The organism is Nocardioides marmoraquaticus (genome assembly GCF_054777915.1).
Window position 1 is genome coordinate 90,896 of sequence record NZ_BAAHAA010000001.1, and the last position, 18,302, is coordinate 109,197.

20 protein-coding genes are annotated in these 18,302 nt (G+C 73.9%); 6 read left to right on the plus strand and 14 right to left on the minus strand.

Going from position 1 to position 18,302, the window contains the following annotated elements; translation table 11 throughout:
- Positions 1-117: 117 nt before the first annotated feature.
- Genes ACYU8I_RS00480 through nth form a run of 4 tightly spaced genes read right to left on the minus strand, consistent with a single transcriptional unit; the run spans position 118 to position 3,225 of the window.
- Positions 118-1,290, minus strand: coding sequence for a MarP family serine protease (locus tag ACYU8I_RS00480; protein WP_460836336.1), 1,173 nt, complete (start codon positions 1,288-1,290; stop codon positions 118-120).
- Complete coding sequence (locus ACYU8I_RS00485) at positions 1,287-1,979, minus strand: NUDIX hydrolase (RefSeq protein ID WP_460836337.1); 693 nt, start codon at positions 1,977-1,979, stop codon at positions 1,287-1,289. The genes ACYU8I_RS00480 and ACYU8I_RS00485 overlap by 4 nt, the downstream gene beginning before the upstream one ends.
- Complete coding sequence (locus tag ACYU8I_RS00490; RefSeq protein WP_460836338.1) at positions 1,976-2,503, minus strand: TlpA family protein disulfide reductase; 528 nt, start codon at positions 2,501-2,503, stop codon at positions 1,976-1,978. The genes ACYU8I_RS00485 and ACYU8I_RS00490 overlap by 4 nt, the downstream gene beginning before the upstream one ends.
- Positions 2,500-3,225: an endonuclease III gene (gene nth / locus ACYU8I_RS00495; protein WP_460836340.1), complete on the minus strand. Its 726-nt coding sequence runs from the start codon at positions 3,223-3,225 to the stop codon at positions 2,500-2,502. The genes ACYU8I_RS00490 and nth overlap by 4 nt, the downstream gene beginning before the upstream one ends.
- Before the next feature lie 172 nt (positions 3,226-3,397).
- Between nth and ACYU8I_RS00500 the strand changes: the two genes are divergently transcribed.
- Positions 3,398-4,075 carry a Crp/Fnr family transcriptional regulator gene (locus ACYU8I_RS00500; protein ID WP_460836341.1) on the plus strand — a complete coding sequence of 226 codons (678 nt, stop codon included), beginning with the start codon at positions 3,398-3,400 and terminating at the stop codon, positions 4,073-4,075.
- A 6-nt stretch (positions 4,076-4,081) separates the two neighbouring features.
- Here the strand turns inward: ACYU8I_RS00500 and ACYU8I_RS00505 are convergent, their stop codons facing one another.
- Genes ACYU8I_RS00505 through ACYU8I_RS00525 form a run of 5 tightly spaced genes read right to left on the minus strand, consistent with a single transcriptional unit; the run spans position 4,082 to position 7,527 of the window.
- Positions 4,082-5,173: an endonuclease/exonuclease/phosphatase family protein gene (locus ACYU8I_RS00505; RefSeq protein WP_460836342.1), complete on the minus strand. Its 1,092-nt coding sequence runs from the start codon at positions 5,171-5,173 to the stop codon at positions 4,082-4,084.
- A gap of 49 nt (positions 5,174-5,222) precedes the next feature.
- Positions 5,223-6,014 carry an MBL fold metallo-hydrolase gene (locus tag ACYU8I_RS00510; protein WP_460836343.1) on the minus strand — a complete coding sequence of 264 codons (792 nt, stop codon included), beginning with the start codon at positions 6,012-6,014 and terminating at the stop codon, positions 5,223-5,225.
- On the minus strand, positions 6,011-6,904 hold the full coding sequence (locus ACYU8I_RS00515) for an NUDIX hydrolase (protein ID WP_460836344.1): 894 nt from the start codon (positions 6,902-6,904) through the stop codon (positions 6,011-6,013). Before ACYU8I_RS00515 ends, ACYU8I_RS00510 begins: the two co-directional genes overlap by 4 nt.
- 6 nt (positions 6,905-6,910) lie before the next feature.
- Positions 6,911-7,375 carry a RidA family protein gene (locus ACYU8I_RS00520; protein ID WP_460836345.1) on the minus strand — a complete coding sequence of 155 codons (465 nt, stop codon included), beginning with the start codon at positions 7,373-7,375 and terminating at the stop codon, positions 6,911-6,913.
- Complete coding sequence (locus ACYU8I_RS00525) at positions 7,372-7,527, minus strand: DUF4177 domain-containing protein (protein WP_460836346.1); 156 nt, start codon at positions 7,525-7,527, stop codon at positions 7,372-7,374. The genes ACYU8I_RS00520 and ACYU8I_RS00525 overlap by 4 nt, the downstream gene beginning before the upstream one ends.
- A 19-nt stretch (positions 7,528-7,546) precedes the next feature.
- On the opposite strand from ACYU8I_RS00525, the gene ACYU8I_RS00530 reads away from it, so the two are divergent.
- Positions 7,547-8,293: an alpha/beta hydrolase gene (locus tag ACYU8I_RS00530; protein WP_460836348.1), complete on the plus strand. Its 747-nt coding sequence runs from the start codon at positions 7,547-7,549 to the stop codon at positions 8,291-8,293.
- A 350-nt stretch (positions 8,294-8,643) separates the two neighbouring features.
- Here the strand turns inward: ACYU8I_RS00530 and ACYU8I_RS00535 are convergent, their stop codons facing one another.
- The 3 genes from ACYU8I_RS00535 to ACYU8I_RS00545 all read right to left on the minus strand — a co-directional run bounded on the left by ACYU8I_RS00535 (position 8,644) and on the right by ACYU8I_RS00545 (position 11,288).
- A complete protein-coding gene (locus tag ACYU8I_RS00535) occupies positions 8,644-9,732 on the minus strand; it encodes an alkene reductase (RefSeq protein ID WP_460836349.1) in 1,089 nt (362 codons plus the stop codon).
- Positions 9,733-9,849: 117 nt separating this feature from the next.
- Complete coding sequence (locus ACYU8I_RS00540; RefSeq protein WP_460836350.1) at positions 9,850-10,482, minus strand: CoA transferase subunit B; 633 nt, start codon at positions 10,480-10,482, stop codon at positions 9,850-9,852.
- The gene (locus tag ACYU8I_RS00545) at positions 10,482-11,288 is read right to left on the minus strand and encodes a CoA transferase subunit A (RefSeq protein WP_460836351.1); all 807 of its coding nucleotides are present in this window, start codon (positions 11,286-11,288) and stop codon (positions 10,482-10,484) included. Before ACYU8I_RS00545 ends, ACYU8I_RS00540 begins: the two co-directional genes overlap by 1 nt.
- 138 nt (positions 11,289-11,426) lie before the next feature.
- Here ACYU8I_RS00545 and ACYU8I_RS00550 point away from each other — a divergent pair, with 138 nt between their 5' ends.
- Positions 11,427-12,413 carry an ArsA family ATPase gene (locus ACYU8I_RS00550; protein WP_460836352.1) on the plus strand — a complete coding sequence of 329 codons (987 nt, stop codon included), beginning with the start codon at positions 11,427-11,429 and terminating at the stop codon, positions 12,411-12,413.
- Positions 12,410-13,609, plus strand: a complete 1,200-nt coding sequence (locus ACYU8I_RS00555; RefSeq protein WP_460836354.1) for an ArsA family ATPase — start codon at positions 12,410-12,412, stop codon at positions 13,607-13,609. Before ACYU8I_RS00550 ends, ACYU8I_RS00555 begins: the two co-directional genes overlap by 4 nt.
- Before the next feature lie 204 nt (positions 13,610-13,813).
- Here the strand turns inward: ACYU8I_RS00555 and ACYU8I_RS00560 are convergent, their stop codons facing one another.
- Positions 13,814-14,122, minus strand: coding sequence for a WhiB family transcriptional regulator (locus tag ACYU8I_RS00560; RefSeq protein ID WP_460836355.1), 309 nt, complete (start codon positions 14,120-14,122; stop codon positions 13,814-13,816).
- A 194-nt stretch (positions 14,123-14,316) separates the two neighbouring features.
- Between ACYU8I_RS00560 and ACYU8I_RS00565 the strand changes: the two genes are divergently transcribed.
- A complete protein-coding gene (locus tag ACYU8I_RS00565; RefSeq protein WP_460836356.1) occupies positions 14,317-16,548 on the plus strand; it encodes a transglycosylase domain-containing protein in 2,232 nt (743 codons plus the stop codon).
- 307 nt (positions 16,549-16,855) lie between these two features.
- Here the strand turns inward: ACYU8I_RS00565 and ACYU8I_RS00570 are convergent, their stop codons facing one another.
- Positions 16,856-17,326 (minus strand): GatB/YqeY domain-containing protein, encoded by a 471-nt coding sequence (locus ACYU8I_RS00570; protein ID WP_460836357.1) that lies wholly within the window; start codon positions 17,324-17,326, stop codon positions 16,856-16,858.
- Between the two features lie 17 nt (positions 17,327-17,343).
- On the opposite strand from ACYU8I_RS00570, the gene ACYU8I_RS00575 reads away from it, so the two are divergent.
- Positions 17,344-18,297 carry a metallophosphoesterase gene (locus ACYU8I_RS00575; RefSeq protein WP_460836358.1) on the plus strand — a complete coding sequence of 318 codons (954 nt, stop codon included), beginning with the start codon at positions 17,344-17,346 and terminating at the stop codon, positions 18,295-18,297.
- Positions 18,298-18,302 lie beyond the last annotated feature (5 nt).

Consider the following 18,302-nt stretch of genomic DNA (forward strand, 5'->3'; position numbering starts at 1 on the left):
GGGGAGCCTCGAGATGGTTCCTGAGGAGGTCGCGCAGCGACCGTCTCGAAGGACCCGGTGAGCCGACCGCGAGGGTCGCGACAGGCTCGACCGACGGATGCCGGCTCGACCCCTGCGTCAGGCGCAGTCGCCCGAGCTGACGGTCGTGGAGGCGTCGAGGCCCTGGGCCGCCGCCTCGGAGACCTGCCGGGCGGTCAGGGCGTAGCCGGTGTCGGGGTCGCTGACCGACGCGGCGAACACCACGCCGATGACGCGGCCCGCGGTGGACACGACCGGGCCGCCGGAGTTGCCGGGTCGAACCAGGCCGCGCAGCGAGAAGACCTCACGGGTGACCGCCCCGCGGCCGTAGATGTCGGGGCTGCGCAGGCGCTGCTGGTCGCGGACCCGGACGGCCTGGGCGTCGTACGGGCCGTCCTGCGGGAAGCCGAGCACCGCACCCTGCTGGCGGGCCTCGCCGCCGAGCCCGAAACGCAGGCTGGGGGCCTCGAGGCCCGGCACCTCGAGCACGGCGACGTCGACGCGGGGGTCGTAGTGGACGAGCCGGGCGGCGGTGGGCTGCCCGTCGACCATGACGCGGGGCTCGTCGACGCCGGCGACGACGTGGGCGTTGGTCATGACGCGCCCGGGGGCGTAGACGAAGCCGGTGCCCTCGACCCCGCTGCCGCACCGGTTGGCCGAGCGCACCTTGAGCACGCTGTCGGCGGCGGCGACGACCTCGGGGTCGCGCAGCACGCGGCGGTCGGCCGGGCCGACCTCGACGATGCGCTCGCGGGCGAAGGGCTCGAGGTAGCGCGGGAAGAAGCTGGAGCCGACCACGGAGTCGAAGGCGCGCAGCACCTCCTGCGCCTGCGCCGGCATCACCGCGTTGACCCGGGAGAGCACCTCGCTGTCGCGCGCCTGGGGGCCGATGCCGGGGATGCGCGAACCGCTGATCGCGACGCCCAGCATCCAGGAGACGAGCAGCACCGCGGCCATGCTCAGCGCCGCTCCCCCGATCGCGTCGACGGCGCGGACCGGCTGCCAGGTGATGGCGTCGCGGATGCGGGCACCGAAGAGCTGCAGCACGGCCTGGCCGACGGACGCCGCCACCAGCACCACCACGAGGGCCCCCAGCGACACCCACAGCGACGGGGCGGCGTCGCCGAGGAGGACCGGGGCGAGCCAGATGCCGCCGAGCCCGCCGAGCAGCAGACCCACGGTGCTGAACGCGCCGGTCACGAAGCCCTGCCAGTAGCCGGAGACGGCGTAGGCGAGCACGAGGGCGACCAGCACCCAGTCGAGGACGTTCATCGCGGCCCATCCTGGCGCACGCGCAGCATCCGGTCGGGGAGCCGACGCTCGACGGTCTCGTCCCAGTCACGCGTCAGCCCCACGAAGTCGAAGAGCCGGCTGACCAGGCCGGCCGTGAAGCCCCACAGCAGCAGGTCCTTGCGCGGACCGATCGCGAAGCCCGGCCCGCGGTAGCCCATGGGGTGCACGACGGTGAAGCGGTGTGCGGGGTCGAGCAGCTCGTCGACCGGCACCCGCAGCACCTGCGCGACCTCGCCCGGGTCGACCACGCCCACCGGGCTGGGCACGCGCCACCAGCCCAGCACGGTGGTGACGGCGAAGTTGCTGGGCGGCAGCCACAGCTCGGGCACGGTGGCGAGCACCTCGACGCCGGCCGGGTCGAGCCCGGTCTCCTCCTCGGCCTCGCGCAGGGCCGCGGCGACCGGGCCGTCGTCGGTCGGGTCGACGCTGCCGCCGGGGAAGGAGATCTGCCCCGGGTGCGAGCGCAGCGCGTGGGAGCGCTCGGTCAGCAGCAGGTCGGGCCCGTCGGGCCCCTCCCCGAACAGCATCAGCACCGCACCCTGGCGCGCGTCGGCGTCCTCGGGCGGCACGAACCGGCTGAGCTCGGCGGCGGTGATCTCCTGGGCGCCGTCGCGCAGGGGCACCAGCCAGTCGGGCAGCCCGGCCGACCGCTCCCGCGCGCCGCTCACAGCCGCACCCCGAGGTGCTCGCCCACGAGGTCCTCGAGCTGCCGGCGGCTGGTGATCTCGACGTACTGCTCGAGCGCCACCTCGCCGCCCTCGTCGACGAGCAGCAGCTTGGGCAGCGCGACCGCGCGCAGCTCGCCGTCGGGGTCGGCGTAGAGCGGGTAGGTCACGCCGGAGCGCTCGGCCAGGGCGCGGGCGGCGTCGACGGAGGTCTCCTCGTAGTCGACGCCGACGACCGCGACCCGGTCGCCGTGCCGCTCGGCGAAGTCGGCGTAGATCGGCAGCTCGGCCTTGCACGGCCCGCACCAGCTCGCCCAGAGGTTGACGACGACGGGCCCGCGCAGCGAGGCGAGGTCGAGCGCCGGGGCGTCGTCGCCGTCGAGGGAGGCGAGGCGCACGTCGGGCAGGCGACCGCCGGAGGTCGGGGCGGTGAGGTCGCGGGACACGTCGCCGGCCGGCTCCCCGCCGCCGCAGCCGCCGAGCGCGAGGGCGAGCACGACGGCCGCCGCCACCGCGCGGAGCCTCACGCGGGGCCCTGGGTCTTGACCAGCTTCTGCGCCGCCTCGGCCTCGGTCGGGCCGACGCCGTACGACGGGCACCAGCGCGCCACCGTGCACGCACCGCAGGCGGGCACCTTGGCGTGGCAGACACGGCGGCCGTGCCAGATGAGGTGGTGGCTGAGCATCGTCCAGTCGCGCTTGGGGAAGAGCGCCCCGACGGCGTGCTCGGCCTTCACCGGGTCGGTCTCGTCGGTCCAGCCCAGGCGTCGGGCGAGGCGCCCGAAGTGGGTGTCGACGGTGATGCCCGGGACGTCGAAGGCGTTGCCGAGCACGACGTTGGCGGTCTTGCGGCCGACGCCCGGGAGCTTCACGAGGTCGTCGAGGCGGGGCGGCACCTCACCGTCGTGGTCGGCGACGAGGGCGGCGGAGAGCTTGAGCAGCGACTCGGTCTTGGCGCGGAAGAAGCCCAGCGGGCCGACGATGCGCTCCAGGTCGTCGCGCGGGGCCTGCGCCATCGCCCGGGCGTCGGGGTAGGCGGCGAAGAGGGTGGGGCGCACGGCGTTGACGCGCCGGTCGGTCGTCTGCGCCGACAGCACCGTCACGACGAGCAGCTCGAAGGGGTTGTCGAAGTCGAGCTCGCAGCGGGCGTCGGGATAGGTGTCGGCCAGCACGCGGTCGGTCTTGCGCGCGCGGCGCACCAGCGCGGTGTCGGGACGGTCCGCTGCCGGGGTCGCACGGGGGGCTGGCACGCGGCCCAGGGTACGGACCGGCACCGACAGCGCACCGCCGCAGTCCCGGCCCTCGGAGCGCCACACCGGGCGCACCCGGGCCCGTCGCGTGGCGCGCGGGGGCACCATGGTCCAGACTGTGAGCCGACACACGCCCGCTCCGACGACGGGCGCGCACCGAAGGGACCTCCGGGTGACCAACGACGTACTGCGCCAGGCGCCACTGTTCAGCGCGCTCGACGACGAGGCGGCCTCGGCGCTGCGCTCGTCGATGGGCGAGAGCCGACTGCGCCGCGGCGACGTGCTCTTCCACGAGGGCGACCCGGGCGACAAGCTCTACATCGTCACCGACGGCAAGGTGAAGCTCGGCCGCACCTCCTCCGACGGCCGCGAGAACCTCCTCGCGATCCTGGGCCCGGGCCAGATGTTCGGCGAGCTGTCGCTCTTCGACCCCGGCCCGCGCTCGGCCACCGTCACGGCGGTCACCGAGTCGACCTTCCTGTCGCTGTCGCACGACGACCTGCTGCGCTGGCTCGAGGGTCGCCCCGGCGTCGCCCTCGGCCTGCTCTCCCAGCTCGCCGGGCGGCTGCGCAAGACCAACGAGGTCGTCGCCGACCTGGTCTTCTCCGACGTCCCGGGGCGTGTGGCCAAGGCGCTGCTCGACCTCGCCGACCGCTTCGGCCGCACCGCCGACGACGGCGTCCACGTGCACCACGAGCTCACCCAGGAGGAGCTCGCGCAGCTGGTCGGGGCCTCGCGCGAGACGGTCAACAAGGCGCTGGCCGACTTCGCCTCCCGCGGTTGGCTGCGGCTGGAGCCCCGCTCAGTGGTCATCCACGACGTCGAGCGGATGCGCCGCCGGGCCCGCTGAGCCCGCTCAGCGGCCCCAGGCGTCGGGGAAGTCGGCGCCGTCGATGCGGGCGCCCGCCACGACCATGGGGTGGTCGGTGGTGCTCCGCACGACCCCGTCGCGCACGACGTCGTAGCCGCTCCAGGTGATGGCCGCGTCACCGAAGACCCAGTCGATGAGCGCACCGGCGGGTGGCTGGCAGCCCCCGCCCGCCGAGCCACCGGCGGGGGTCGTGACCCCCGTGGCTCCGGCGAGGGCGCAGAAGTAGCTGCCCCGCTCGTTGAAGTCGCCGGTCATCAGGTGGGGCCGGCCGGTCGTCGCCAGCTGGCGCACGAAGCCGACCTGGCGCCGCGTCGCCTCGGCGCGCCAGCGCCCCTGCGGCCCGACCCGGCGGGTGCTGGCCGGGTTGTGGAAGGTCGAGAGGTAGGTCTCGAGCCCGGTCTCGCGGTGCCGCAGCAGCACGTAGGGCATCTGCTTGACGTTGCCGTGGAAGTACGGGATCGCCACCGACCCCGGCTCGACGAGCTCCCACTCCGCGGTGCGCCACATGACGGCGTTCTGGCCCGCCGCGGGGATGCCGCCGACGTCGGGGTGCATCTGCCACCCCGGTGCGCCCGCGAGCACGCGGGCCTGGTCGCCCTGCACCTCCTGCAGCCCGGCCAGCGAGACGCGCTCGCGGTCGAGCAGGCCGAGCACGGTGCCGGCGCGCCGCGTGCCGGGGGCGAAGCCCGACAGCTGGCCCGGCCGCCCGCCCGGACCCCGGGTGTGGCTCGAGCCCAGGATGTTGAGGCTGGCCACCCGCAGGTCGACCTCGGGGGCCGTCAGCGAGCCGTCGCGCAGCGCCGCCAGGAGCTCGCGGTCGACCTTCGGCCTGCCCTGCCGGTCGCGCGACTGCCGGTCGCGCGACGGGCTCCCGCTCAGCGTGGCGCCGGGCTCCGAGGGGGTGGTGGCGTCGTCGGCCGGGGCGGAGGGCGACGCCGACGCCGACGGCCTGGCGGAGCCGGACGTGGGCGCGGAGGCGGTGCCGAGGCTGATGTCGCCGCGCTGCCAGAAGAACCCCGTCACCCACACGGCCAGCACGAGCACGACCGCGACGGCCATCCCCAGCTTCCCGCGCACGGCGCGAGGGTAACCCCGGGGTCCCCGGCCGCGCCGGGGAGTCCACGACCTAGCGACCGAGGTAGGCCAGCTGCGCCCGCACCGAGAGCTCCGCCGCGCCCCACAGCGTCGGGTCGACGTCGGCGTACACGACCTCGACGACGCGGCGCGGCAGCTCGTCGGCCGGCACCTCGGCGAGCTGCGCCATCGCGGCCTCGACCTGCTCGAGCCGCTGGCGCCGGTGGGCGAGGTAGTGGTCGAGGGCGGGCAGGGCCTCGTCGATCACCGGCCCGTGGCCCGGCCACACCCACGTCAGCTCCTCGGCCTCCGCGAGGGCGTGCAGCCGGCGCAGCGAGCCGAGGTAGGCGCCCAGCTCGCCGTCGGGGTGGGCCACCACGGTCGTGCCCCGACCGAGCACGGTGTCGCCGGTGAGCACCGCCCGCTCGGCGGGCAGCACGAAGGACAGCGAGTCGGCGGTGTGACCCGGGGTGGCGACGACGTGGAGCTCGAGACCGTCGACGTCGACGACGTCGCCCTCACCGAGTCCCTCGCCGCCGAGCCGGTACGCCGGGTCGAGCGCGCGCACGCCGCAGCCCATCCGCGCCGCGAAGTCCTTGGCGGCCTCGGAGTGGTCGAGGTGGTGGTGGGTCAGCAGCACGACCCCCACCTCGCCGGCAGCCTCGGCCACCGCGTCGAGGTGGCCCGCGTCGGGCGGCCCGGGGTCGATCACGACCGAGCGGCGCGCGCCGGGCTCGCGCAGCACCCAGGTGTTGGTGCCGTCGAGCGTCATGTGGTCGGCGTTGGGCGCCAGCACGCAGCGCGCTCGCGACGACACCTCGCCGCCGGTCCAGGCCCCGCTCACCGCGGGACCTCCGCCCGCTCGCTCAGCAGCTGCTGCATCCACGCCGGCGAGGTCATCCAGGGCTCACCGTCGTCGTCGTCGACGAGGTCGGGGGTGAACATCTCGACGGTGCGGTCGGCCGCTGCGGCCAGCACCGCCTCGGGGGTCGGGTGCTGCGCCACCTCGAGGCAGCTCTGGTAGGTCGGCGGCAGCATCGCCGCCTCGCCGGCCTCGGCCTGCTCGACGGCCCGGCGCGCCGGCACCCAGGCGACGCGATCGGACTCGCGCGACGGGTCGCCGGTGCGCTGGCCCTGCGGCAGCGCGGCGGCGAAGAACCAGGTGCGGTAGCGCCGGGGCTCGAACTCCGGGGTCAGCCAGCCCCGGAAGGCGGCGAGCAGGTCGGTGCGCAGCACCAGGCCGCGCTGCTGCAGGAAGTCGCTGAAGGCGAGCTCGCGGTCCTCCAGCGCCGCCCGGTCACGCTGCCAGTCGTCGCCCGAGGTGTCGGAGACGACGCCCTCCTCCGACCCGGCCAGCAGCACGCCCGACTCCTCGAAGGTCTCGCGCACCGCCGCGCACACCAGCGCCCGGGCCCGCGCCTCGTCGGTGCCGAGCCGCTCGGCCCACCGCGCCGGCGACGGGCCGGCCCACCGGACCTCGGCGTCGGAGTCACGCCGGTCGACGCCGCCGCCCGGGAAGACGTACATGCCCCCGGCGAAGGCCATCGAGGTCTGCCGCCGCATCAAGAACAGCTCCGGAGCACCGTCGGCCCCGGGGCGCAGCAGCAGCACGGTGGCCGCGTCGCGCGGCTCGGCCGGTTCGAGGCCCTCGGCGCGGAAGCGACGTACGGACTCGACGAAGGCTTCGGGCAGTGCGACGCGGTGGCTGTCGACGGGCTCGGGCGGCGTGCTCACCTCGGGTCAGACCTCGACGACGAGCTCGACCTCGACGGGGGCGTCGAGCGGCAGCACCGGCACGCCCACGGCCGAGCGCACGTGCACGCCCGCGTCGCCGAAGACCTGGCCCAGCAGCTCGGAGGCGCCGTTGGCGACCTGTGGCTGGCCGGTGAAGTCGGGCACCGAGGCGACGAAGGCCGTCACCTTGACCACCCGCTTGACCGCGGACAGCTCGCCGACGAGCGAGCGCACCGCAGCCAGCGCGTTGAGCGCGCACTGCTGCGCGGCCTCCTTGGCCTGCTCGGGCGTCACCGACGCACCGACCTTGCCGACGTGGATCAGGGTGCCCTGGTGCACCGGCAGCTGGCCGGAGGTGAAGACGTGGTCGCCGCTGCGCACGGCGGGGACGTACGCCGCCACCGGCTTCGCGACCTCGGGCACTTCGAGGCCCAGCTCGGCGAGCCGCTCCTCCGGCGTGCCCGTGCTCATGCGAGCGGCCGCTTGAAGTAGGCGACGAGGTTCTCCGGGTTCATGCCCGGCACGACCTGCACCAGCTCCCAGCCGTCGGCGCCGAAGTTGTCGAGGATGGCCTTGGTCGAGTGCACCAGCACGGGCGCGGTCAGGTATTCCCACTTCTGCATGCCTGCCACCCTAGGGTGCATGCCGGACGGCAACGAGCCTGACCTGACCCTGCGGTACGCCGCCCACGCGTGCGGCCAGCTCGACGTGCACCTGCCGGCGGGCGAGCCGTCGGGCCGCGTGGTGCTCGTGGTCCACGGCGGCTTCTGGAAGGCCTCGATCGACCGTGAGCACACCCGGCCCCAGGCCCGGGCGCTGGCCGACCTCGGCCACACGGTGGTGACGCCGGAGTACCGCCGCGTGCCCGAGTCGCTGGCCTCGCGCGCGCTGCACCCGCGGGCCGGCGGCGGGGGCTGGCCGACCACGGGGGACGACGTCCGCGCCGCGCTCGACGCCACCCCCCGCCTGCTCGCCGGGGCCGGCGTTCCGACCGGACCCGTGACGGCGGTCGGCCACTCGGCCGGCGGCCACCTCGTCCTCTGGCTCGCCGCGACGGGCGCTCCCGTCGCACGCACGGTCGCACTGGCCCCGGTCTGCGACCTGGCCGAGGCGGTACGCCGCGACCTCGGCGGCGGCGCCGCGGCCCGGCTGCTCGGCGGCCTCGACCCCGCCGCGGCCGACCCGATGACCCTGCTCACCGACCGGCCCGCGGGCCCGGTCGTCGTGGTGCACGGCCGCCAGGACGAGCCCGTCCCGGTCGACCTCTCCCGTGGTCTCGTCGAGCGGCACCCGTGGGTCGGCTACGACGAGATCGACTCCGACCACATGTCGCTGGTCGACCCCTCGTCCGCCGCCTGGCCGCACGTGGTCGCCGCCGTACGAGGCTGAGCGCGGTGAGCCTGGCCGGCGCCTGGTCGGCCTCGGTCGAGCGGGTCTGGTCGAGGCTGCGAGCCGCAGACTTCGTGGCTCAGCGACAAAGTCACTGGTTAACCAGTGACTCTGCTGCTCCCCGGGCAGGTCCTCACGCGAAGCCCGACATCTTCTCGAGGAGCCAGGGCATGCCCTCAGGGCGCCACTGAGCCACGAAGTCTGACGCTGAGCGCGGCAAGCTTTCGTGGCTCAGCGTCAAAGTCACTGGTCAACCAGTGACTTTGACGGCTGTCACCACCCTCCGAACAGGCCGCCGGCCCCGGCGAAGGGGGGTTGCCGGGGCCGACGGGGTCGAGAGGGAGCGAGGGTCAGGAGGCCTGCTCCAGGGTGGGGTAGTCGGTGTATCCCTCGGCGCCGCCGCCGTAGAAGGTGTCGGGGTCGGGCTCGTTGAGCTCGGCACCCCGGCGCCAGCGCTCGGGCAGGTCGGGGTTGGCCAGGAAGGGCCGACCGACGACGACCGCGTCGGCGAGGCCGGTCGCCAGCAGCTCCTCGACGGAGTCGAGCGACGTGACGTCGCCGAAGCCGCTGTTGAGCAGCACCGCACCGCCGAAGCGCTCGCGCAGGTCGCGCACGAGGGACTCCAGCGGCTCGAGCGGGCTGGCCAGCAGGCTGAGGTAGGCGATGCCGAGGCGGGCGACGCCGTCGACGACGGCGCGGTAGGTCGCAGTCAGGTCGGAGCCGAGCTCCTCGCCGATGCCGTTGAACTGGTGGCCGGGCGAGAGCCGCAGGCCGACGTGCTCGGCACCGATCTCCGCGGCGACCGCGGTGACCACCTCGACGACCACGCGGGCGCGGGCCTCGGGCGAGCCGCCGTACTGGTCGTCGCGGAGGTTGACGGTCGGGTCGAGGAACTGGTGCAGCAGGTAGCCGTTGGCGGCGTGGACCTCGACGCCGTCGAGACCGGCGTCGACGGCGCGGCGGGCGGCGTCGACGTACTCGCGCACGACCTGGGCGACCTCGTCGGTCTCGATGGCGCGCGGCACGTCGTGGGGCTTCGGGCCGTCGGCGGTGACCATCTCGCCCGGGGCCTGCACGGCGCTCGGCGCGACGGTCTCGGCACCGGCCTTGTTGTCGGCGTGCGCGATGCGACCTGCGTGCATCAGCTGCGCCACGACGACACCGCCGCGACGGTGGACCTCGGTGGCGACGCGGCGCCAGCCGGCCGTCTGGTCGGCGGTGTAGAGGCCGGGCACGTCGAGGTAGCCCTGGCCGACCTGGCTCGGGGCAATGCCCTCGGTGACGATGAGGCCGGCGCCGGCGCGCTGCCCGTAGTACTCCGCGTTGAGCTCGGTCGGGGCGTGGCCCTCGCCGGCGCGGTTGCGGGTCAGCGGCGCCATCACGAACGACTGGGGCAGCTCCCAGCGGCCGATGCGGACAGGCTCGAAAGCGCGGGACATGGTCGGTCGGACCTCCGGTGGTCGAGGAAAGGGATGCTTCACATCTCAACCACCGGGTGCCCGTCGATGCGTCCCGCACGCACTGTCTGACGAGTCACACCGCTGACTCACCCCGGGTCAGTCGGCCAGCACCCCGGGCTCGGTCTTCTCGCGGAGCTCCTCCAGCGTCACGCCGGGGGCGAGCTCGACGAGCCGCAGGCCCTGCTCGGTGACGTCGAGGACGCCGAGGTCGGTGATGATGCGCTGCACCACCGCGCGGCCGGTGTAGGGCAGCGAGCACTCCTCGACGATCTTGTACGACCCGTCGCGCGCCACGTGCTCCATCAGCACGATGACCCGCTTGGCGCCGTGGACGAGGTCCATGGCCCCGCCCATGCCCTTGACCATCTTGCCGGGGATCATCCAGTTGGCGATGTCGCCGCCGGCCGAGACCTGCATCGCACCGAGGATCGCAGCGTCGATCTTGCCGCCGCGGATCATCCCGAACGACGTCGCGGAGTCGAAGTACGACGCCCCGCGCCGCACGGTGACGGTCTCCTTGCCCGCGTTGATGAGATCGGGGTCCTCGTCACCCTCGTAGGGGTAGGCCCCGACGCCGAGGATGCCGTTCTCGCTCTGCAGCACCAGCTCGACGTCGTCGTCGACGTAGTTCGGCACCAGCGTCGGCAGCCCGATCCCGAGGTTGACGTAGGACCCGTCGCTCAGCTCGGAGGCCGCCCGCGCGGCCATCTCCTCACGGCTCCACGGCATCAGGCGGCTCCTTCGGTCTCGACAGGCTCGACCGCCGAGGCTCCGCCGGGTCGGGGTCGGGTGGTGGTCCTCTCGATGCGCTTGTCAGCCGCCTGCTCGGGCGTCAGCGCGACCACGCGCTGCACGTAGACGCCGGGCACGTGCACCTGGTTGGGATCGAGGTCGCCGGGCTCGACGAGCTCCTCGACCTCCGCGACCGTCGTACGCCCGCACATCGCGGCGAGCGGGTTGAAGTTGCGCGCGGAGTCGCGGAAGACGAGGTTGCCGTGACGGTCGCCCCGCCACGCCCGCACCAGCCCGAAGTCGGCCACGATCGCCTCCTCGAGGACGTACTCACGCCCCCCGAAGTCGCGCGTCTCCTTCGCGGGCGAGGCCACGACGACGTTGCCGTCGCTGTCGTAGCGCCACGGCAGGCCGCCCTCGGCGACCTGGGTGCCGCCGCCGGTGGCGGTGAAGAACGCCGGGATGCCGCAGCCACCGGCACGCATCCGCTCGGCCAGCGTGCCCTGCGGGGTCAGCTCGACCTCGAGCTCCCCGGAGAGGTACTGCCGGGCGAACTCCTTGTTCTCCCCGACGTACGACGACACCATCCGGCGCAGGCGCTTGGCGGCCAGCAGCCGCCCGAGCCCCCACTCGTCGACGCCGCAGTTGTTGGACACCGCCTCGAGGTCGGTCGTGCCCGCCTCGAGCAGCGCCTCGATCAGCACCGACGGGATGCCGCACAACCCGAACCCACCGACCGCCAACGTCGCGCCGTCGGGGATGTCGGCCACCGCCGCCGCCGCGCTCTCGACCACCTTGTCCACGTCAGGACCACCTCCGACGGCGATCCTGCCAGAGGTGAGGCGGGCGTCACATGTGCGCGTTGACCACCGTCGCCGGCCGCGGGTGTGCCCTGCCACATCCGCCCCGGTCGGCCGGGTGGTGCCCCTACGCTCGGGAGCATGGCCTCGTTGTTCCCCGACGCGCGCGTCCACGTGGTGACGGGCAAGGGCGGCACCGGCAAGTCGACCGTGGCCGGGGCGCTCGCCCTGGCCATCGCCTCGCGCGGCGGCTCGGTGCTGCTGTGCGAGGTGGAGGGCCGCCAGGGGGTCGCGCAGCTCTTCGACGTCGCCCCGCTGCCCTACGAGGAGCGGCTGCTCGTCAAGGCGGAGTCGGGGCCCGGCGAGGTCTACGCCCTCGCCATCGACCCGGAGTCGTCGCTGCTGGAGTATCTCGACATGTACTACCGGCTCGGTCGCGCCGGGAAGGCGCTGGACCGCTTCGGCGTCGTCGAGTTCGCCACCACGATCGCCCCGGGCGTGCGCGACGTGCTGCTCACCGGGAAGGTCTACGAGGCGGCGCGCCGCAACAAGCGCAACAAGGGCGCCCGCCACTACGACGCGATCGTGCTCGACGCCCCGCCGACCGGGCGGATCGCCCAGTTCCTCGGGGTCAACGACGAGCTCGCCGGCCTCGCGAAGGTCGGCCCCATCAAGAGCCAGGCCGAGAACGTCACCTCGCTGCTGCGGGCCGAGGCGCGCATCCACCTGGTCACCGTGCTCGAGGAGATGCCCGTGCAGGAGACCGGTGACGGCATCGCCGAGCTGCAGCGCGCCGACCTGCCCGTCGGCGCGGTCGTGGTCAACCTGGTGCGGCCGCAGGAGATCGCGCCCGACGACCGCGAGGCGCTGCTCGCCGACACCGTCGACGCCACCGCCCTCGAGGAGGCGCTGGCGGGCGTCGGCGTGCCGACCTCCCCCGGGCTGGTCGACGGCCTGCTCGCCGAGGGGCGCCACCACGCCGAGCGCCGCCGGCTCGAGGACGACCAGCGCGACGTGGTCGGGCGCCTCGGGGTCCCGGTCGTCGAGCTGACCCAGCTGGCCGGCGGCATCGACCTCGGCGGGCTCTACGAGCTGGCCGACCAGCTGTGCGCGCAGGGGCTGGCATGAGCCGCCGCGACGCCCGTGTCGGCCCCCTCGTCGCCCGTCGCGGCGACGCACCCGTGCTCGACGTCGATGCGCTCCTCGACGACCCCGAGCGCCACATCATCGTGTGCTGCGGGTCCGGCGGCGTCGGCAAGACGACCACCTCCGCGGCGCTCGCGCTGCGCGCCGCGGAGCGCGGACGCAAGGTCTGCGTGCTCACCATCGACCCCGCCCGGCGCCTCGCGCAGTCGATGGGCATCGAGGAGCTCGACAACACCCCCCGCCCCGTGCCGGGGGTCCAGGGCGGCGGGTCGCTCGACGCGATGATGCTCGACATGAAGCGCACCTTCGACGAGGTGGTGCAGAGCCAGGCCAGCCCCGAGAAGGCCGAGCAGATCCTGGCCAACCCGTTCTACGTCGCGGTCTCCAGCTCCTTCGCCGGCACGCAGGAGTACATGGCGATGGAGAAGCTCGGCCAGCTCGACGCCGACGCCCGCCGCACCGGTCGCCACGACCTCATCGTCGTCGACACCCCGCCGTCGCGCAGCGCCCTCGACTTCCTCGACGCCCCCGAGCGGCTCTCCAGCTTCCTCGACGGCCGCTTCATGAGGCTGCTGCTCGCGCCGGCGCGCGGCCCGGCGCGGTTCATGACCGCCGGCGTCGGCCTGGTGACCAACGCGGTGACCAGGATCGTGGGCGCACAGGTGCTGCAGGACGTGCGTGCCTTCGTCGCGGCCTTCGACACGCTCTTCGGCGGGTTCCGGTCGCGGGCCACCGCCACCTACGAGCTGCTGCAGGACCGTCGTACGGCCTTCGTCGTGGTCGCGGCCCCGGAGCCCGACGCCCTGCGCGAGGCGGCGTACTTCGTCGAGCGGCTGCGCGCCGAGGCGATGCCGCTGGCCGGCCTGGTGGTCAACCGGGCGAGCGCCGCGCCGACGGAGTCGATGACGACGTCAGCGGCCCGGGCGGCCTCGGAGCGGCTGCGGGCCGGCGAGGCCCCGGCAGCCGACGACCACGCGGTCGAGCTGGCCGCCGGCCTGCTGCGGCTGCACGCCGACCGGCTGACGGTCGTGGAGCGCGAGCGGCGGCTGACCGACCGGTTCGCGGCCAGCCACCCCGACGTGGCGACGGCGGTGGTGCCGGCACTGGCGAGCGACGTGCACGACCTCGACGGCCTGCGGCACGTCGGCGAGCTGCTCACCGGGACCCAGACCGTCTGACCAGACCCGGGGCCGTCGCCGCCGGAGCCCTCCCGCTCCAGCGGCGACCAGCCCGCGTCCGGTCGTGCGCCCGGCGACCTGTCCGCGACCCACGGGCGCCGGGAACGCCGCCGTACGGGGGGCGGGGCGTGGTCCGGCGACGTCCGGCAGCCGGGGGACGGCCGGTGGTCGCGGTGCGGTCGGTCAGGCGGTGGTGCAGGTGACTCAGGCGCTGGCGACGCGAGCGGTCTCGACGTCGCGCTCGTGGGCGGCCTTGGCCGTCTCGAGCAGGGCCCGCCACGAGGTGACGTTGGGCCGCTTGCGCAGCAGGGCGCGGCGCTCGCGCTCGGTCAGGCCGCCCCAGACGCCCCACTCGATCTCGTTGTCGAGGGCCTCCGCGAGGCACTCGGCGCGCACGGGGCACGCCCCGCACACCACCTTGGCCTTGTGCTGCTCGGCACCACGCACGAAGAGCTCGTCGGGTGCGGCGGTCTGGCACAGCGCGGCGTTCGCCCACATCTCGTTCCAGGACATGATCCCCTCCAAAGTCCAAGTCCCGGGTCGTACTCCACGGCTCGTCCCAATACGTCCGTTTCGACCCAGAATCAGATTAAGGAGGCGAGGCGGCTCAAAACAGACACAGAGGGTTCAAAGTCGCATAGTCCCTTCGGACTAGATCACCTGAGACACCTGGCCGGGTTTCGGGACCGCTTCCGTAAGGTTGTGGTATGCCGCGCCGTCGTCACGTCTCGTTCGGATCGGCCCTGTCGCACCTCGGGGTGATCGTCGTCGTCTCCGCCGTGCTCGGGGTCCTGGTCGCCGGGCTCGCCGTCCCCGTCGTCGGGGCGCTGGGGTACGGCGCCCGCGCGGCCGAGCAGTCGATGGACGCGCTGCCCGAGGAGCTCGAGGCCGAGCCGCTGGCCCAGCGCTCGCGCGTGCTCGACCGCGAGGGCAACCTGCTCGCGACCCTCTACGACGAGAACCGCGTCAACGTGCCGCTGAAGCGCGTGGCTCCGGTGATGCAGCGCGCGATCGTCGCGATCGAGGACTACCGCTTCTACCAGCACGGCGCGCTCGACCTGCGCGGCACGCTGCGTGCCTTCGTCAACAACCAGACCGGCGCCGGGAGCACCCAGGGCGGGTCGTCGATCACCCAGCAGATGGCCAAGCTGACGCTGGTCACGCAGGCCGACACCGACGAGGAGCGGGCGGCCGCGACCGAGAACACCTACCAGCGCAAGCTGCAGGAGCTCCGGCACGCGATCGCCTTCGAGGAGAACTACTCCAAGGACTGGATCCTCGAGCGCTACCTCAACCTCGCCTACTTCGGCGACGGCGCCTACGGCATCCAGGCCGCCGCACGCCACTACTTCAGCGTCGACGCGGCCGACCTCAACCTCAAGCAGTCGGCCACGCTGGCGGGCCTGGTGAAGAACCCCGTCGGCTTCGACCCCAGCCGCTTCCCCGCGCGCGCCGAGGCCCGCCGCAACGTCGTGCTCAACCGGATGGCCGAGCTCGACGAGATCCCCCAGGCCCGCGCCGACAAGCTCACCGACCTCCCGCTCGGGCTCAAGATCACCCCCACCCGCAAGGGCTGCACCAGCACCGCGGCGCCCTTCTTCTGCGACTACGTGCTGCGCTACCTCGTCTCCGACCCCTCGCTCGGCGAGACCAGGGAAGACCGTGAGCAGCTGCTCAACGAGGGTGGCCTGACCATCAAGACCACGCTCGACCTGCGCTACCAGGAGTCGGCCGACGCGGCGACCGCCAACCGCGTCGACCCCACCGACGAGGCCATCGGCAGCCTCGCGATGGTGCAGCCCGGCACCGGCGAGGTCTTCGCGATCTCGCAGTCGCGGCCCGTGGGCGAGCGCAAGGACCGCGGCGAGACCTACCTCAACTACGCCGTGCCCACCCGCTACGGCGACGCCAACGGCTTCCAGGCCGGCTCGACCTTCAAGGCCTTCGTGCTCGCCGCCGCGCTCGAGCAGGGGATCTCCTCCGGCACCACCTTCAGCTCGCCGCCGGAGCTGGCGCTGTCCGAGGGGTCCTTCATGGACTGCACCGGGCCCTACGCCTCGACCTCCACCTGGAACGTCCCCAACAGCACCACCAGCGGCCGCAAGAGCCTGGTCACCGGCACGCGCGAGTCGGTCAACACCTTCTTCGCCCAGCTCGAGCAGCGCACCGGCCTGTGCGAGCCCTTCGCGCTCGCCAAGGCGATGGGCATCGACCTGACCGACTCCGTCGACCAGCGGGTGCCGTCGTTCGTGCTCGGCGTCGCCGACACCAGCCCGCTCGAGGTCGCCGAGGCGTACGCCACCTTCGCCGCGCGAGGCCGCCACTGCGAGAGCCGGCCGGTCACCGAGATCCTCAACGCCGACGGCGAGGTCTTCAAGAAGTACGACGCGGCCTGCCAGCAGGTGATCCGGCAGTCGACCGCCGACGAGGTCAACTCCATCCTGCGCGGCGTCATCGAGGGCGGCTTCGGCTCGGCCCTCGCGCTCGACAAGCCCGCGGCCGGCAAGACCGGCACGACCAACAGCCAGTACTCCGTGTGGTTCGCCGGCTACACCCCGACCATGGCCACCGCGTCGATGGTCGCGGGCGCCGACGCCAACGGCAACTGGGTCACCCTCAACAACAAGTACGTCGGCGGCAGCTACATCGGCACCGCCACCGGCTCCCAGGTCGCCGGGCCGATGTGGGCCGACGCCATGCGCGGCATCCAGTACCTGCTGCCCTACGAGGACTTCACCTCGCCCACCTTCGGCGACGCACCCATCGAGGTCCCCGTGCCCGACGTCGTCGGCGAGCGCACCGACCGCGCCGTCGCGGCCCTGGCCGACCTCGGCTTCCAGGTCAGCGTCGAGGGCGACGGCAGGCGCGCCCGCGAGCTCTCCACCTCCCCCGGCGACGGCCTCACCCGCGGCAGCACCATCACCGTGCGCACCAGCTGACGTCGACGTCTACGGCCAGTGGTGGTCGCGGTGGCGCGGCGTCACCGGGTCTCGCGGCTCGGGCCTGGCGGCCCTCACACCTCGACCAGCCCAGGCCCGCACCCGGCAGCGCCCTTCGTGGCTCGCTGCGCTCGCACCTCAGGGAGCGGGGACTCCCGGGGCGAGCGTCGACGGGACGGGCCCCGGACTCGCGAGGGACGGTTCCTGAGGAGCCCTGCGAGGGACGAGCAAAGCGCCTCGAAAGATGGTTCCTGAGGAGCCCTGCGAGGGACGAGCAGGGCGTCTCGAAGGACGGGCGAGCTGTCCATCAGCCGGCGGCGAGCTGCTTCTTGACCTCGGCGGCGACGACGCCACCGTCGGCGCGGCCCTTGGTGCGGGGGGTGAGGACGCCCATGACGCGGCCCATGGCGCGCATGCCGTCGGCGCGGACGCCGAGCTCGTCGATGGTCTCGGTGACGAGAGCGGTGATCTCGGCCTCGCCGAGCTGCTCGGGCAGGTAGCCCGCGATGACGGCGGCCTCCGCCTGCTCCTTGGCGGCCTGCTCGTCGCGGCCGGCGTCGGCGAAGGCCTCGGCGGCCTCGCGACGCTTCTTGGCCTCGCTCGTCAGCACCCCGAGGACGTCGTCTTCGCTGAGCACCCGGGCCTCCTTGCCCGCGACCTCGGCGTTGGTGACGGCCGTGAGGACCATCCGCAGCGTCGAGGAGCGGACCTCGTCGCGCGCCTTCATGGCGGCGGTCAGGTCGGTGCGCAGCTGCTCCTTGAGGCTCATGCACGCCATTGTGGCAGCCTGGCCGCATGAGGCCCCAGGCAGTTTCTCCCGTCCTGCGGGCCGCCGGCCTGACCGTCGGGGCGGGCGCCCTCCTCGGCGCCGCGACCCTGGGATGGGCGGCCGGCATCGAGGTCCGCAGCTTCGTCGTACGCCGCTTCAGCGCTCCCGTGCTGCCCCCCGGGCACCCGCCGCTCAAGGTGCTGCACGTCAGCGACCTGCACCTGGTGCCGTCGCAGGGTCGCAAGCGCGCGTGGCTCGCGTCCCTGGCCGACCTGCAGCCCGACCTGGTCGTCAACACCGGCGACAACCTGGCCCACCCCGACTCGGTGGCGCCGGTGCTCGAGGGGTTCGGGCCGCTGCTCGACGTGCCGGGGGTCTTCGTCATGGGGTCCAACGACTACTTCGCCCCGACGCTGAAGAACCCGCTGTGGTACCTGCTGCCCGACGACGGCACGCGCAGCACCCACACGCCGCGGCTCCCGTCGGACGACCTGCGACGCGGCTTCCGCGACCGCGGCTGGCTCGACCTGACCAACACCTCGGGCCGGTTGAGCGTCGGCGGCACCTCGATCGCCTTCGTCGGCGTCGACGACCCGCACCTCGGCTACGACGACCTGGCCGCCGTCGCCGGGCCCGCCCCCACCGACGCCGACCTGCGGATGGGTGTCACGCACGCGCCGTACCTGCGAGTGCTCGACCAGTACGCCGCCGACGGCTACGAGCTGGTGCTCGCGGGCCACACCCACGGCGGCCAGGTGTGCCTGCCGTTCACGGGCGCACTGGTCACCAACTGCGACCTCGAGCCCGCCCGCGCCAAGGGCCTGCACCGGCACCCGGCCGACGCCGTGCCGGGCGCTCCGGGGTCGTCGTGGCTGCACGTCTGCGCGGGCGCGGGCACCTCGCCGTACGCCCCGGTGCGGCTGTGCTGCCGGCCCGAGGCGACGCTGCTGACGCTCACCGCACGCCCGGATTCGGCGTGACCGGG